Genomic DNA, 12,919 nt, shown 5'->3' with positions numbered 1-12,919 from the left:
CGTGCGGTTTTAAGGCCAGCGGTTCGCAAGATCAATCAAAGGAACAGCGCTACGGCGAAAAACGGCAAGGGCAACAGCCCCGCATCCCGGTTCGACCGGAACAGTGTCAACTGCCTTTCCCCGTCATCCAGGTCGAACCGGCTGAGCTGCCAGTGCATGTGCCAGCCGAACGCCCACGTCCCCAACAGCGCCACCAACAGCGCGAAAGGCGCCGCCCCGACCGCCGCGCCGATCACCGCAAGCCCCTGCAAAATCACGGCCAGCACAAGGAACCGCCGCAGCCACCGGGGGCTCTCGTGGCCGAACAGCCGCGCCGTCGATTTCACCCCGATCAGCGCGTCATCTTCGGCATCCTGGTGCGCATAGATCGTGTCGTAGAACAGCGTCCAGCAGATCCCCGCGACATATAGTACCACCGCCGGCCACTCCAGCCGCCCGGTATGCGCCACCCATGCCAGCAGCGCCCCCCAGTTGAACGCCAGACCCAGGAAGATCTGCGGCCACCACGTGAACCGCTTGGCAAACGGGTAGATGCACACCGGCACCAGCGAGATCACCCCCATCAGGATCGCCGCCCAGTTGAAGGTCAGCAGGATGCACAGCGCCACCAGCGCTTGCGCCACCAGCCACGCCAGCGCCTGTGTCACGCTGACCGCCCCCGACGGGATCGGCCGCGACGCCGTCCGGGCGACCGAGCCGTCGATATGCCGGTCGGTGAAGTCGTTCCACGTACACCCCGCCCCCCGCATCAGGAACGCGCCAATGCCGCAGCCCGCGAAGATCCACAGGTCGTGCCAACTCGCCCGCCCGTCATGCAGCATCGCCAGCAGCAACCCCCACCAGCACGGCAACAGCAACAGCCACGTCCCGATCGGCCGGTCCGCCCGGGAAAGCCGCAGGTAGGGCCGCGCCCCCTCCGGCGCCAGCCGGTCCACCCAGTTGCCCTTCACCGCGTCGGCCACCGTGCCCAGTGACTCGCGGTCCGGCTCTGGCGTCTCGTTCGTCGGGGTCATATATCTGCCCTCATGGCGATTGCGAAGATCAGGCTTTTTGTAGAGCACCCTTTGGGGGAAGGGCAAACCATTCCCCTCACCCGCGACCAGGCGCATTACCTCTTCGGCGTCATGCGGCTCAACCCGGGCGACCCGGTCCTCCTCTTCAACGGCCATGACGGCGAATGGCGCGCCACCGTGGCCGAGGCGGGCAAGCGCGGCGGCCTGCTCGCGGCCGACGAGCAGACCGCCCCGCAACGCAACCCGCCCGACCTCTGGCTCCTCTTCGCCCCGATCAAGAAGGCCCGCACCGACTTCATCGTCGAGAAGGCCGCCGAGATGGGCGCCGCCCGCATCCTGCCCGTCCAGACCGATTTCACCAATGCCGAGCGCATCCGCCAGGACCGCCTCCAGGCCCACGCCCTTGAGGCGGCCGAGCAATGCGGCGGCACCTACGTGCCGGAGGTGACAGCCCTCCACAAGCTCTCCGACCTCCTCGCTGACTGGCCCTCCGACCGCCACCTGATGTTCTGCGACGAGGCGCTCGCCGGCGGCGCCGCCGCCCTGCCGTCCGATCTCTCCGGCCACCCCTGGGCCATCCTCCTCGGCCCCGAGGGCGGCTTCTCCGACGCCGAACGCACCCGCCTTGCCGCGCACGCCTCGGCCCACCCTATCGCCCTCGGCCCCCGCATCCTGCGCGCCGACACCGCCGCCGTCGCGGCTCTCACCGTCTGGCAACAGGCGCTCGGAGACTGGTCATGAGCTTCATCCGGCCCGAGGCCCGCGCCACCCTCCACCGCTTCCGCGAGGCCATCGCCGGCGCCGCCATCCTCCTCCTCGGCCTCTGGTGGCTCCTCGGCACCACCGGCCTGCTGCCCTACGTCGGCGGGGCGCTGGCCATCGCCGGCGCCGCCCTCACCCTCGCCGGCCTGCAACGCGCCCGCTTCCGCAGCGGCGCGGGCGGCCCCGGCGTGGTCCGCGTCGACGAGGGCCAGATCGCCTATTTCGGCCCCCTCACCGGCGGCGCCGTGGCGCTCTCCGAAATCACCGCCCTCTCCCTCGACCCCACCGCCAGGCCGCCCCACTGGGTGCTCTCCCAGCCTGGCCAGCCCGACCTCTTCATCCCGCTCACCGCCGAGGGCGCCGACACGCTCTTCGACGTCTTCGCCAGCCTTCCCGGCATCCGCACAGAGCGCATGCTGGCCCAGATGCGCGCCCCCGCCACGGCCCCCGTCACCGTCTGGCAGCGCCCCGACATGGCGCGCGCAAAGCTGGCCCGCCTGCATTGACACTCCCCGCGTTTGAAGCCACTTCTTCACTCTAACGACCGCACGCCGAAGCAGGAGCCAGCCCACCATGTCCATTCCCCAGTCCGGCGGCGGGCCGATCACATCCGAAAACCAGCTTGCCGAATACCTCGAATCCGGGTGCAAACCGCGCGAAGACTGGCGCATCGGCACCGAGCACGAGAAGTTCGGCTACTGCAAGGACAGCCTCAAACCCCTCCCCTATGCCGGCGAACGCTCGATCCTCGCCGTGCTCGAAGGGCTGCGCGACCTGCACGGCTGGGCCCCCGTCGAAGAAAACGGCAAGCTCATCGGGCTGGAAAAGGACGGCGCCAATGTCAGCCTCGAACCGGGCGGGCAACTGGAGCTCTCGGGCGCCCCGCTCGAGTCGATCCATGAAACCTGCGACGAGGTGAACGCCCACCTCGCCGACGTGAAATCCATCGCCGACAAGGTCGGCGTCGGCTTCATCGGCCTCGGCGCCGCGCCCGAATGGTCACACGACCAGATGCCGATGATGCCCAAGGGCCGTTACAAGCTGATGACCGAGTACATGGATCGCGTCGGCTCCATGGGCAAGTCGATGATGTACCGCACCTGCACCGTGCAGGTGAATCTCGACTTCTCGTCCGAGGCCGACATGGTCCAGAAGCTCCGCGTGGCCCTGGCGCTCCAGCCCGTCGCCACCGCCCTCTTCGCCAACTCCCCCTTCTTCGAGGGCAAGCCCAACGGCCACAAATCCTGGCGCTCCCGCGTCTGGCGCGACCTCGACCCCGACCGCACCGGCATGCTCCCCTTCGTCTTCGACGAGGGTTTCGGGTTCGAGGCCTGGGCGCAATACGCGCTCGACGTGCCCATGTACTTCGTCTACCGCGACGGCAAGTATATCGACGCGTTGGGCCAGTCCTTCCGCGATTTCCTCAAGGGCGAACTGCCCGCCCTGCCCGGCGAAACCCCCACGCTGTCCGACTGGGCCGACCACCTCACCACCATCTTCCCCGAGGCGCGGATCAAGAAATTCATGGAAATGCGCGGCGCCGATGGCGGCCCGTGGCGCCGGCTCTGCGCGCTGCCGGCCTTCTGGGTCGGGCTGATGTACGATCAAAGCTCGCTCGACGCGGCGTGGGACATGGTGAAAGACTGGGATGCCGACACCCGCGACGCCCTCCGCATCGCCGCCAGCGAACAGGCCCTGCAAGCGGAAGTGAACGGCCTCAGGATGCACGACCTCGCCCGCGAGGCGCTCGCCATCTCCGAGGCCGGCCTCAAGGCCCGCGCCCGCCCCGGCGCCGGCGGCATGATCGCCGACGAAACCCATTTCCTCAACGCGCTGAAGGAAAGCGTCGAAACCGGCCAGGTGCCGGCCGACGAGCTGCTGGCGAAATACAACGGCGAATGGAACGAAAGCCTCCGGCCCATCTACGCCGAATACAGCTACTGAACCGCTAACGCGCCCGCCTACTCCCGGAACGCCTTGGTGAAGTAATCCGTCAAAGGCTTCACAAGGTAGGCGATCGGCGTCCGATCCGCCGTCCGGATATAGGCCTCCACCGGCATCCCCGGGATAAGCGCCACCCCCTCCGGAAGCTTCGCCTGCTCCCCCTCGCTCAGCGCGATCTCCGCCCGGTAGAAGCTCCGACGCGTCTCCTGCTCCTGGAACGCATCGGCCGAGATCTGCGTCACCGTCCCGGTCAGCTCCGGCGTCGTCCGCTGGTCCAGCGCCGGAAACCGCAGCACCACCTCCTGCTCGAGATACAGCTTGTCGATATGGATGGGATCGACCTCTGCGTTGATGATCAGCGGCCGGTCCTGCGGCACGACATACAGCAGCGGGTCGGCCGGCCGCACCACGGCCCGCAGCGCGAACACCGTCAGCCCGTAGACCACCCCGCCGGCGGGCGCCCGGATATCCAGCCGGTCCAGCCGTTCCAGCAACGCGCGCCGCTCCTCCAGCAGTTCAAGCTCGCGATACTGGATGTCGCGCAGGTTGGTGATCGCCTCCTCCCGCCGGCGCGAGCCAAGGCGCAGGATTTCCACCTCGATCTCGGTGATCCGGCCCGCCGCCTGCGCCTTCGACGCGGCCAGCTCCCCCACCTGCCCGCTCAGCCGCGCCTCTTCGCGCTGCAGCCCCAGCACCCGCGCCGCCTGCGCCAGCCCCCGGTCCAGCAGCGATTGCTGATCCGCCAACTCGCTCTCGATCAGTTCCAGCTGCCGCTCCAGCGCCTTTTCCTGCGCGGTGATGCCCTCGATCTGGTTGGCGATCTGCCCCCGCCGCTTCTCGAGCTGGTCGGTCTCCTGCGAAACCGACTCCGCCCGCGCCTCCATCAGCCGCGTCTGGCCCTGCATCAGCCCCAGAACATCCGGCCGCTCCGCCGCCACCTCGACCAGCTGCGGGTCGAAAGCGATCTCCCCCGCCTCGTCGCGCTCGGCCTCCAGCCGGCCGCGCCGCGCCATGATCTCGAACAGCTCGTTCTCGATGATCGCCAGCTGCGAGGCCAGCGCCGTCTCGTCCAGCCGGATCAGCACGTCGCCGGCCTCCACCCGGTCGCCCTCGTCCACCTCGATCGCGGCCACGACCCCGCCATCGGGGTGCTGCACCACCTGCCGGTTCTGGTCCACCTCGATCCGCCCGGGCGCGATGATCGCGCCGGAAATCGTCGTGACGCCCGCCCATGTCCCGAACCCGCCCACCAGCAGGAACAGCCCCACCAGCCCCACGGTCATCGGCCCCCTGACCGACCAACTGCGGCTTTCGGCGGCGCTCATTGCACACCCCCCGCCCCGCGCGAGCGGGCAATCTCGGCGTGATTGTGCACCACCTGCTTGAGCACCTCCTCCTTCGGCCCGAAGGCGCGCACCAGCCCACCCTCCAGCATCAGGATGCGGTCGCATTCCTGGATCGCCGCCGGCCGGTGCGCCATCACCAGCACCGAGCGTTCCTGCGCCTTGAACCGCCTGATCGCGGCGTTCACCGCGGCGTTCCCCTCGTTGTCGAGGTTCGAATTCGGCTCGTCCAGCACAAGGATCACCGGATCGCCATACATCGCGCGGGCCAGCCCGATCCGCTGCATCTGCCCGCCCGACAGCCGCGCACTCGAGGCCGTGACCCGCGTGTCATACCCCTGCGGCAGCTTCAGGATCATGTCATGCGCATCGGCCATCTTCGCCGCCACCACCACTTGCGCCGCGTCCGGCTCCCCGGCCAGCCGCGCGATGTTCTCGGCGATCGTCCCGTCGAACAGCTGCACCCGCTGCGGCAGGTAGCCGACATGCTGGCCCAGCACCGCCGGCTCGTACTGGTCCAGCGCCGCGCCATCCAGCCGGATCGACCCGGCCGCCGGCCGCCAGACACCGGTGATCGCCCGCGCCAGCGACGACTTGCCCGCCCCCGACGGCCCGATCACCCCCACCGCCTGCCCCGGCTCGACGGTAAAGCTGACACCCCGCAGCGAGGCCTGGCTCTCGCCCGGCGGGGCCACGGTCATCCGCTGCACGTCCAGCCGCGCCATCGGCCGCGGCAGCGGCGTCTTCGGCGCCTCCGGCGGCACCGCCGACAGAAGCTCTTCCAGGCTCTGCCACCCCCGCACCGCCCGCTGCACCAGCGGCCACTGGGTGATCGCCTGCTCCACCGGCGCCAGAGCCCGGCCCAGAAGGATCGACCCCGCGATCATCGCCCCCGGCGTCAACTCGCCCAACAACACGAGGTAGGCGCCCAGCCCCAGCATCGCCGATTGCAGGAACAGCCGGAACGCCCGGGTCGAGGTGGTGAAGGTGCCGCCAAGGTCCGACGCCTCGATCTGCCCGCTCAGCGCCCGCGACCGCGCTTCCTGCCACCGGCCGAAGGCCGCGTCGCGCATGCCCATCGCCTGCACCATCTCCGATTCGGTGCGGATCTGCTCCGCCACCTGCTCCGCCCGCACGACCGAGGCATTGGCCTCCTGCAACGGATCGCGCGTCATCCGCTGGTTGAGCACGGTGATCAGCACAAGCACCGCCCCGCCGACGATGGCCAGCGTGCCCAGCCACGGGTGGAAGATGAAGATCCCGGCCAGGAAGAACGGCGTCCACGGAATGTCGAACACCGACATCAGCACCGACGACGACATCAGCCGCTGCACCGCCTCCAGGTCGCGCAGCCCGGTCGCGCTGTTGGCGTCCGGCGCCACCGCCGACTTGCGGATCACCGCGTCGAACACCCGCCGGTCCAGCCTTGCCTGGAACCGCGCCGCCACCCGCCCCATGATCCGCCCGCGCGCATAATCCAGCAGCGCCATCATGCAGTACAGGAACAGCACCAGCACCGACAGCGCGATCAGCGTCTCGACCGACCGGCTGCCCAGAACCCGATCATAGACCTGCAGCATGTAAAGCGGCCCGGTCAGCATCAGCAGGTTCACGAAGAAGCTGAACAGCCCGACGAACCAGTAAAGCCCCCGGCTCTCGTTCCGCGCGGCACGCAGTTCCGCCCGGCCGCGCCGCACATCCTGGGAATGACGGGTCATGAAATCATGGCTCTCCACTCGTCGGCCGATCTTGCAAATTACCTGCATCCTGCCATAGACCTGATGTCGCCCAAGTGCCACATCTGACTCGATCCGGGGGGCGACGTCTGGGCGGAATGATCCTATAGTTTATGTACCGTTCTATTAACACGGTGGCTGCCAGTTCTTGACCTATCAACTTTCCCTCTCGCCCTCCCGCATCCTGCGCGCCGCGCTGGCATGTCTGCTCGTCGCCGGCCTCGCGGCCTGTACGGCCCGCGACCCCGGCCATCCGCAGGGCGCGCCCTGGGACCCGTATGAAGAGCGTAACCGCAAGGTTCACCAGTTCAACAAGGGGCTCGACCGCTCGGTGCTCCGCCCGGTCAGCCGCGGCTACAGCGCCTTCATGCCCGACGACATCGAGACCGCCGTGTCGCGGTTCTCCTTCAACCTGTCGATCCCCCAGGCGGTGGTGAACAACATCCTCCAGGGCAACATGCGCGGCGCCACCGAGGACACCTACCGATTCGTCGTCAACACCACGATCGGGCTGGGCGGCTTCTTCGATCCGGCCACCGAACTGGGCATGCCCGAGGCGACCGACACCGATTTCGGCGAAACCCTGCACGTCTGGGGCGTGCCCGAGGGCGCCTATGTCGAAACCCCCGTCTTCGGCCCCTCGACCGAACGCGACTACGCCGGAAGCTGGGTCGACCTGTTCACCAACCCGTTCAGATACGTACTGGAATCGCCCGAATCCTACATCCCCCCCTCGGCGCGGGTCTCCTCCACCCTGTCCCAGCGCGGCCGCTACGGCGATTCGATCGACGCCATCCTCTACGACAGCGCCGACAGCTACGCGCAGGCCCGCTCACTTTATCTCCAGAATCGCCGGTTCAAGCTGGGCGGAACCTCGGGCGAGGCCTATGTTGACCCCTACGAAGACCCGTATGGCGCGACCTATGAGGATCCCTATGACGACCCGTATGCCGAGTGACTTCACCCGCCGCCGCCTGCTCGGCGCCGGCCTCGCCGCCACCGCGGCGCTCGCCCTGCCCGGGCCGGCCCTGGCGCTGAACGACGCCACCGCCCGCGCCCTCATCGACAAGGTCGTGGCCGAGATCAACAACGTCATCGCCTCGGGCAAGTCGCTCGGCGCCATGATCCAAGATTTCGAGCGCATCTTCGCCCGCTACGCCGACGTGAACATCATCGCCCAATCCACCTTGGGCGCCGACTCCCGCCGCGCCAGCGCCGCCCAGATGCGCGCCTTCACCGACGCCTTCCGCGGCTACATCGCCCGCAAGTACGGCAAGCAGTTCCGCCAGTTCGTCGCCGGCCGGATCGAGGTGACGGGCGTCCGCCAGGTGAAATCCTGGCACGAGGTCATTTCCACCGTCTACCTGCGCGGCGAGGCCCCGTTCGAGGTGCGCTTCCTCGTCTCCGACCGCTCCGGGCGCGACCTGTTCTTCGACATGCTGATCGAGGGCGTCAGCCTCCGCCTCAGCGATCGCACCGAGATCGGCGCCATGCTCGACGCCCGCCGCGGCAATATCGACGCCCTGATCCAGGACCTCCAGCGCGCCGGCTAGGCGGCCGGCGCCTCCGCGGAATCCAGGGCGAAGCCCGCCGCGCATCACCGAATCGCAAACGGCGGCCTGCATGCAGTGCATCGCCGCCACGCCCCTACCGGTTCCCCCCGCCCAGCAGGTCCCGCAGGATCCGCTCCACCGCGGTCTCGCCCCGGCCCCGCTGCGGCTGCTGCTGGGGTTGCTGCTGCGGGCGCGGGTCGATGTCGCGGTCCGTCGCCACCTGCTGCCCGCGCAGCATCGGCAAGGGCTTCGGCTCCAGCCCGTCATGCACCCGGATCATCACCTCGCGCCAGATCTCGGCCGGAAGCCCGCCGCCCGTCACCCCCTGCAGGGGCGAGTTGTCGTCATACCCCATCCAGACACCGGCCACGTAATCCGCCGAAAAGCCAAGGAACCACGCATCCCGCGCCGCCTGCGTCGTGCCGGTCTTGCCCGCCACCTCGCGGTCGGGAAGCTTCGCCCGCCCGCCGGTGCCGGTCATCACCACCTGGTTCATCATGAACATCAGCTCTTTCGCGGCCTCCTCGCGGATCACCCGCTCGCCGATGCCGCCGCCGGCGCCCATCATCGGCTCCTCCTCGCCCAGCAGGCTGAGTTCCACCAACCCGTAAGGCGTCACCGACGAGCCGCCGTTCAGGATGCCCGCATAGGCCCCCGTCATCTCCAGAAGCGTGCTCTCCGACGCCCCCAGCGCCAGCGCCGGGCCATCGGCCAGGCTGCTTTCGATCCCGAAATCCGAGGCGACCTTGCGCACCTGCTCGCGCCCCACCGCCTCCGACACCTTCACCGCCGGCACGTTGAGCGACCGTCGCAGCGCATCGGCCAGCGTCACCCGCCCGTAATGCTTGCGGGTATAGTTCTCCGGGCACCACCGGCCCGAGCCGGGGATATCAAGGCAATAGGGCTCGTCCACCACCGTCGAATTGAAGCTGTAGCCCAGCTCCAGCGCCGTGGCATAGACGAAGGGCTTGAAGGCCGAGCCGGTCTGCCGGTTGGCCATGGTCGCCCGGTTGAACGCGCCCGTCACCTTGGTCTTGCGCCCGCCCACCATGGCGCGCACCGCGCCATCGGCCGACATCACCACGATCGCCGCCTGCGCTTTCGAGCCGTCCTTCACCTTCTCGTCGAACACCGCCTGAAGCGCCTCCTCGGCGGCGCGCTGGATACGCTGGTCGAGCGTGGTGCTGATCAGCACGTCCTCGGTCGTGTCGCGGGTAAAGAAGTCGGGCCCCGATTCCATCACCCAGTCGGCGAAATACCCGCCGGTCTGGGCCTCCGCCGCCTCCGACAGCATGGCGGGGTTGTTCTGCGCCGCCTCCATCTCCTCTTCGCTCAGGTAGCCCTGCTGATACATCAGCCGCAGCACCGTCGCCGCCCGGTCATGCGACCGCTGCAGGTTCGTCGTCGGCGCCAGCCGCGTCGGCGCGGTCAGCAGCCCGGCCAGGATTGCCGATTGCTGCGGGTTGAGCTCGGCCGCGTGTCGCCCGAAATACCGCTGCGCCGCGGCCTCGGCCCCAAACGCGCCGCTGCCCATGTAGGCCCGGTTCAGGTAGATCGAGAGGATCTCGTTCTTGGTGTACTTGGCCTCCATCGCCAGCGCATAGATCGCCTCCTTGGCCTTCCGCCAAAGCGATCCGCGCCGGCAATCCTGCACGTAATCCTGCTCGCTCTCCCAGACGCTCTTGTCGTATTTCACCCCAAGGCACAGAAGCTTCGCGGTCTGCTGCGTGATGGTCGAGCCGCCATGCCCCGACAGCGGCCCCCGCCCCTCGCTCAGGTTGATCCTCACCGCGCCGGCCACGCCGCGCGGGCTGATCCCGAAATGGCGATAGAACCGCTTGTCCTCGGTCGCGACCACGGCGTTCTTCAGGTGCGGGCTCACCGTCTCGGCGGTCACCACGCCGCCGAACTGGTCGCCCCGCCACGCGAACACCTCGCCGTCGCGGTCCCGCAGCGTGACCGAGCCGCGCGCGCGCCCGTCCAGCACCTCGCGCACGTCCGGCAGGGTCGAGTAGGTGTACAGCACGGCCATCCCGACGATCAGCGCCACCACCGCCGTGATCCGCCATGTCGCGGCCCAGATCAGCCGGAAGATCCAGCCGAACAGCCCCCCGAACAGCCGAACCACCAGCGGCGCCTTCCGCCCGCTCTTCCGCTTCGGCGCGGTTTTGCGCCGGGTTGACTTGGTGGCCTGTGTCGCCTGCGGCTTCGCCGTCTTTTTCCTGCGCCGATCGTCCGCGACAAGACGCGGATTCTTCCGACCATTGTTACTCATGCTCGCCCCATTCGGATCTTGCCCGATGTCCGGATACTAAACCGCCTTCCGGACAAAGTTGACCCCTGCTTTGTCTTTTTGAACAGCCCATTTTCTAGGCATACAGATTTTTCCGCTCATTTTTTGAGCACGCCGCCCGTTTCTATCGCGCCTCACCGCCCGAGTCATCTTCCGCACCCCCGGCCAGACGGCTTTTCTGCAGGTGCAAAACTAACCCTTGCACTGAGAATCCGAAAGGGGTGTCCTGTGAAACTCATTGTAGCAACCATCAAGCCGTTCAAGCTTGAGGATGTTCGCGAAGCGCTGACCGAGATCGGCGTCCGCGGCATGATGGTGACCGAGATTAAGGGCTTCGGCGCCCAGTCCGGCCACACCGAAATCTACCGCGGCGCCGAATACGCCGTGAACTTTGTCCCGAAAATCAAGCTCGAGGTCGCCGTCTCCGCATCGATGGCCGACCAGGTGATCGAAACCATCGCCAAGACCGCCCGCACCGGCAAGATCGGCGACGGCAAGATTTTCGTGCTCGACATCGGACAGGCCATGCGCGTGCGCACCGGCGAAACCAACGAAGACGCGCTGTAAACACCGCGTGCAGGGAAAGGAGCTCTATCAAATGAAACGTCTTACCAAACTCGGGCTTGGGGCCGCGGCACTGACCGCGCTGCCGTCACTCGCCCTCGCCCAGGACGCCGCGGCGCCGGGCTTCGACGAATTCGGCCCGTACATCATGACCACCCTGCTGTTCTGCATGGCAGGCTTCCTGGTGTTCTTCATGGCCTGCGGCTTCGCCATGCTCGAGGGCGGGCTCGTCCGTTCCAAGAACGTCACCATGCAGATGACCAAGAACATCGCCCTCTACTCCTTCGCGGCGATCATGTACTGGCTCATCGGCTTCAACCTCATGTACCCGGGCGACGGCTGGATCATGGCCGGCTGGGTCGGTCCGTTCTTCTCGACCACCGTGCTCGACCCGGTGGGCGTGGCCGCCGCCGACGCGGCGCTCGACTATGCCTCGATCGGCTCGGACTTCTTCTTCCAGCTGGTCTTCGTCGCCGCCACCGCCTCGATCGTCTCGGGCGCGCTCGCCGAACGCATCAAGCTGTGGCCCTTCCTCGTCTTCGTCATCGTGCTGACCGGCGTGCTCTACCCGATCTCCGGCTCGTGGCAGTGGGGCGGCGGCTGGCTGTCCGAGATGGGCTTCTCCGACTTCGCAGGCTCCACCGTGGTCCACTCCGTGGGCGGCTGGGCCGCGCTGGCCGGCGCCATCGTGCTGGGCCCCCGCATCGGCAAGTACGCCAAGGACGGCAAGGTCATCCCGATCCCGGGCTCGAACCTCGCCCTCGCCACGCTGGGCACGTTCATCCTGTGGCTGGGCTGGTTCGGCTTCAACGGCGGCTCGCAGCTCGCCATGGGCACCGTGGGTGACGTGTCCGACGTCTCGCGCATCTTCGCCAACACCAACATGGCCGCAGCGGCCGGCGCCGTCACTGCGCTGATCCTGACGCAGGCCATGTACAAGAAGCCCGACCTCACCATGGTGCTCAACGGCGCCCTGGCGGGCCTCGTGTCGATCACGGCCGAACCCCTCGCACCGACGCTCTTCGGCGCGCTCTGGATCGGGGCCATCGGCGGTGTCATCGTGGTGCTGACCGTGCCGATGCTCGACAAGATGAAGATCGACGACGTCGTCGGCGCCATCCCGGTCCACCTCTTCGCAGGCATCTGGGGCACCATCGCCGTCGTCTTCTACAACGGTGAGGCCAGCATCGTGACACAGATCACGGGCATCATCGCCTACGGCGTGTTCACCTTCGTCGCCAGCCTCGTGCTCTGGGTCATCCTCAAGGCCGTCATGGGCCTCCGGGTGAGCGAAGAGGCCGAGATCGCCGGCCTAGACATGAGCGAGCTGGGCATGGAAGCCTACCCCGAGTTCTCCAACGCTTGATAAAGCGTCTTTCCTGGAGCAACTTCCCCCGGGCTTCGGCCCGGGGTTTTTTTATGTCTGGAAGAATGCTCCCCCGTCTCGAAGCCGCGCATCGACGGGCCGTGGTGCGGCGAGCCAACATTGGTGATGGGCACTTTATGCCTGCCAAGTACATCCATCCTGCGCGTGCCACTCCAACTGCCAAATCGCCGTGCCGTCCGGACGGCCCGTCGATGCGCGGCGGGCTAAATCCCGTGTTCCGCGCGGGGGGACGCGTTGGGGAGGTCCTGCGCACGAATATTCAGTTTTACAAAGGACTACAGACAACCGGCCCTTTTCTGGTCTTCAAGACTTGGGGGCCAATGT

General features: G+C 67.6%; 11 protein-coding genes. 7 read left to right on the top strand and 4 right to left on the bottom strand.

From position 1 onward, the window contains the following. Positions 1-35 precede the first annotated feature (35 nt). A complete protein-coding gene (ubiA, locus tag RLN94_RS17315; RefSeq protein WP_350130673.1) occupies positions 36-1,013 on the bottom strand; it encodes a 4-hydroxybenzoate octaprenyltransferase in 978 nt (325 codons plus the stop codon). Positions 1,014-1,025: 12 nt separating this feature from the next. On the opposite strand from ubiA, the gene RLN94_RS17310 reads away from it, so the two are divergent. The 3 genes from RLN94_RS17310 to RLN94_RS17300 all read left to right on the top strand — a co-directional run bounded on the left by RLN94_RS17310 (position 1,026) and on the right by RLN94_RS17300 (position 3,719). Then, a complete protein-coding gene (locus RLN94_RS17310; protein WP_350169331.1) occupies positions 1,026-1,754 on the top strand; it encodes a 16S rRNA (uracil(1498)-N(3))-methyltransferase in 729 nt (242 codons plus the stop codon). Next, positions 1,751-2,281: a hypothetical protein gene (locus tag RLN94_RS17305; protein WP_350130671.1), complete on the top strand. Its 531-nt coding sequence runs from the start codon at positions 1,751-1,753 to the stop codon at positions 2,279-2,281. Before RLN94_RS17310 ends, RLN94_RS17305 begins: the two co-directional genes overlap by 4 nt. 67 nt (positions 2,282-2,348) lie before the next feature. Then, entirely contained in the window at positions 2,349-3,719 is a 1,371-nt protein-coding gene (locus RLN94_RS17300; RefSeq protein ID WP_350130670.1) for a glutamate--cysteine ligase, read from the top strand. A gap of 17 nt (positions 3,720-3,736) precedes the next feature. Here RLN94_RS17300 and RLN94_RS17295 read toward each other — a convergent pair whose 3' ends face one another. Further along, positions 3,737-5,044: an HlyD family type I secretion periplasmic adaptor subunit gene (locus RLN94_RS17295; protein ID WP_350130669.1), complete on the bottom strand. Its 1,308-nt coding sequence runs from the start codon at positions 5,042-5,044 to the stop codon at positions 3,737-3,739. Beyond that, on the bottom strand, positions 5,041-6,780 hold the full coding sequence (locus tag RLN94_RS17290; protein WP_350130668.1) for a type I secretion system permease/ATPase: 1,740 nt from the start codon (positions 6,778-6,780) through the stop codon (positions 5,041-5,043). Before RLN94_RS17290 ends, RLN94_RS17295 begins: the two co-directional genes overlap by 4 nt. 166 nt (positions 6,781-6,946) lie before the next feature. On the opposite strand from RLN94_RS17290, the gene RLN94_RS17285 reads away from it, so the two are divergent. Beyond that, positions 6,947-7,756 carry an MlaA family lipoprotein gene (locus tag RLN94_RS17285; protein ID WP_350130667.1) on the top strand — a complete coding sequence of 270 codons (810 nt, stop codon included), beginning with the start codon at positions 6,947-6,949 and terminating at the stop codon, positions 7,754-7,756. After that, positions 7,746-8,351, top strand: a complete 606-nt coding sequence (locus tag RLN94_RS17280) for an MlaC/ttg2D family ABC transporter substrate-binding protein (RefSeq protein ID WP_350169359.1) — start codon at positions 7,746-7,748, stop codon at positions 8,349-8,351. The genes RLN94_RS17285 and RLN94_RS17280 overlap by 11 nt, the downstream gene beginning before the upstream one ends. Positions 8,352-8,445: 94 nt before the next feature. Here the strand turns inward: RLN94_RS17280 and RLN94_RS17275 are convergent, their stop codons facing one another. After that, positions 8,446-10,626, bottom strand: a complete 2,181-nt coding sequence (locus RLN94_RS17275) for a transglycosylase domain-containing protein (RefSeq protein WP_350130666.1) — start codon at positions 10,624-10,626, stop codon at positions 8,446-8,448. A 246-nt stretch (positions 10,627-10,872) separates the two neighbouring features. On the opposite strand from RLN94_RS17275, the gene RLN94_RS17270 reads away from it, so the two are divergent. Both RLN94_RS17270 and RLN94_RS17265 read left to right on the top strand, forming a co-directional pair. Then, entirely contained in the window at positions 10,873-11,211 is a 339-nt protein-coding gene (locus tag RLN94_RS17270; protein WP_057812913.1) for a P-II family nitrogen regulator, read from the top strand. A gap of 31 nt (positions 11,212-11,242) precedes the next feature. Continuing rightward, positions 11,243-12,574, top strand: coding sequence for an ammonium transporter AmtB (locus tag RLN94_RS17265; protein WP_350130665.1), 1,332 nt, complete (start codon positions 11,243-11,245; stop codon positions 12,572-12,574). The last annotated feature ends 345 nt before the right edge of the window (positions 12,575-12,919 follow it).

Origin of the sequence: Roseovarius sp. (assembly GCF_040223625.1) — a bacterium.
Classification (GTDB): Bacteria; Pseudomonadota; Alphaproteobacteria; order Rhodobacterales; family Rhodobacteraceae; genus Roseovarius.
Note: the sequence above shows the minus strand (reverse complement) of the source record. Positions and strands in the feature narration are given on the sequence as shown.

Excerpts from the sequence above, each read along its gene's own strand:
- RLN94_RS17310 (WP_350169331.1), top strand. The coding sequence starts at position 1,026 with ATGGCGATTGCGAAGATCAGGCTTTTTGTAGAGCACCCTTTGGGGGAA.
- RLN94_RS17295 (WP_350130669.1), bottom strand. The coding sequence starts at position 5,044 with ATGAGCGCCGCCGAAAGCCGCAGTTGGTCGGTCAGGGGGCCGATGACC.
- ubiA (WP_350130673.1), bottom strand. The coding sequence starts at position 1,013 with ATGACCCCGACGAACGAGACGCCAGAGCCGGACCGCGAGTCACTGGGC.
- RLN94_RS17280 (WP_350169359.1), top strand. The coding sequence starts at position 7,746 with ATGCCGAGTGACTTCACCCGCCGCCGCCTGCTCGGCGCCGGCCTCGCC.
- RLN94_RS17305 (WP_350130671.1), top strand. The coding sequence starts at position 1,751 with ATGAGCTTCATCCGGCCCGAGGCCCGCGCCACCCTCCACCGCTTCCGC.
- RLN94_RS17265 (WP_350130665.1), top strand. The coding sequence starts at position 11,243 with ATGAAACGTCTTACCAAACTCGGGCTTGGGGCCGCGGCACTGACCGCG.
- RLN94_RS17300 (WP_350130670.1), top strand. The coding sequence starts at position 2,349 with ATGTCCATTCCCCAGTCCGGCGGCGGGCCGATCACATCCGAAAACCAG.
- RLN94_RS17275 (WP_350130666.1), bottom strand. The coding sequence starts at position 10,626 with ATGAGTAACAATGGTCGGAAGAATCCGCGTCTTGTCGCGGACGATCGG.
- RLN94_RS17290 (WP_350130668.1), bottom strand. The coding sequence starts at position 6,780 with ATGACCCGTCATTCCCAGGATGTGCGGCGCGGCCGGGCGGAACTGCGT.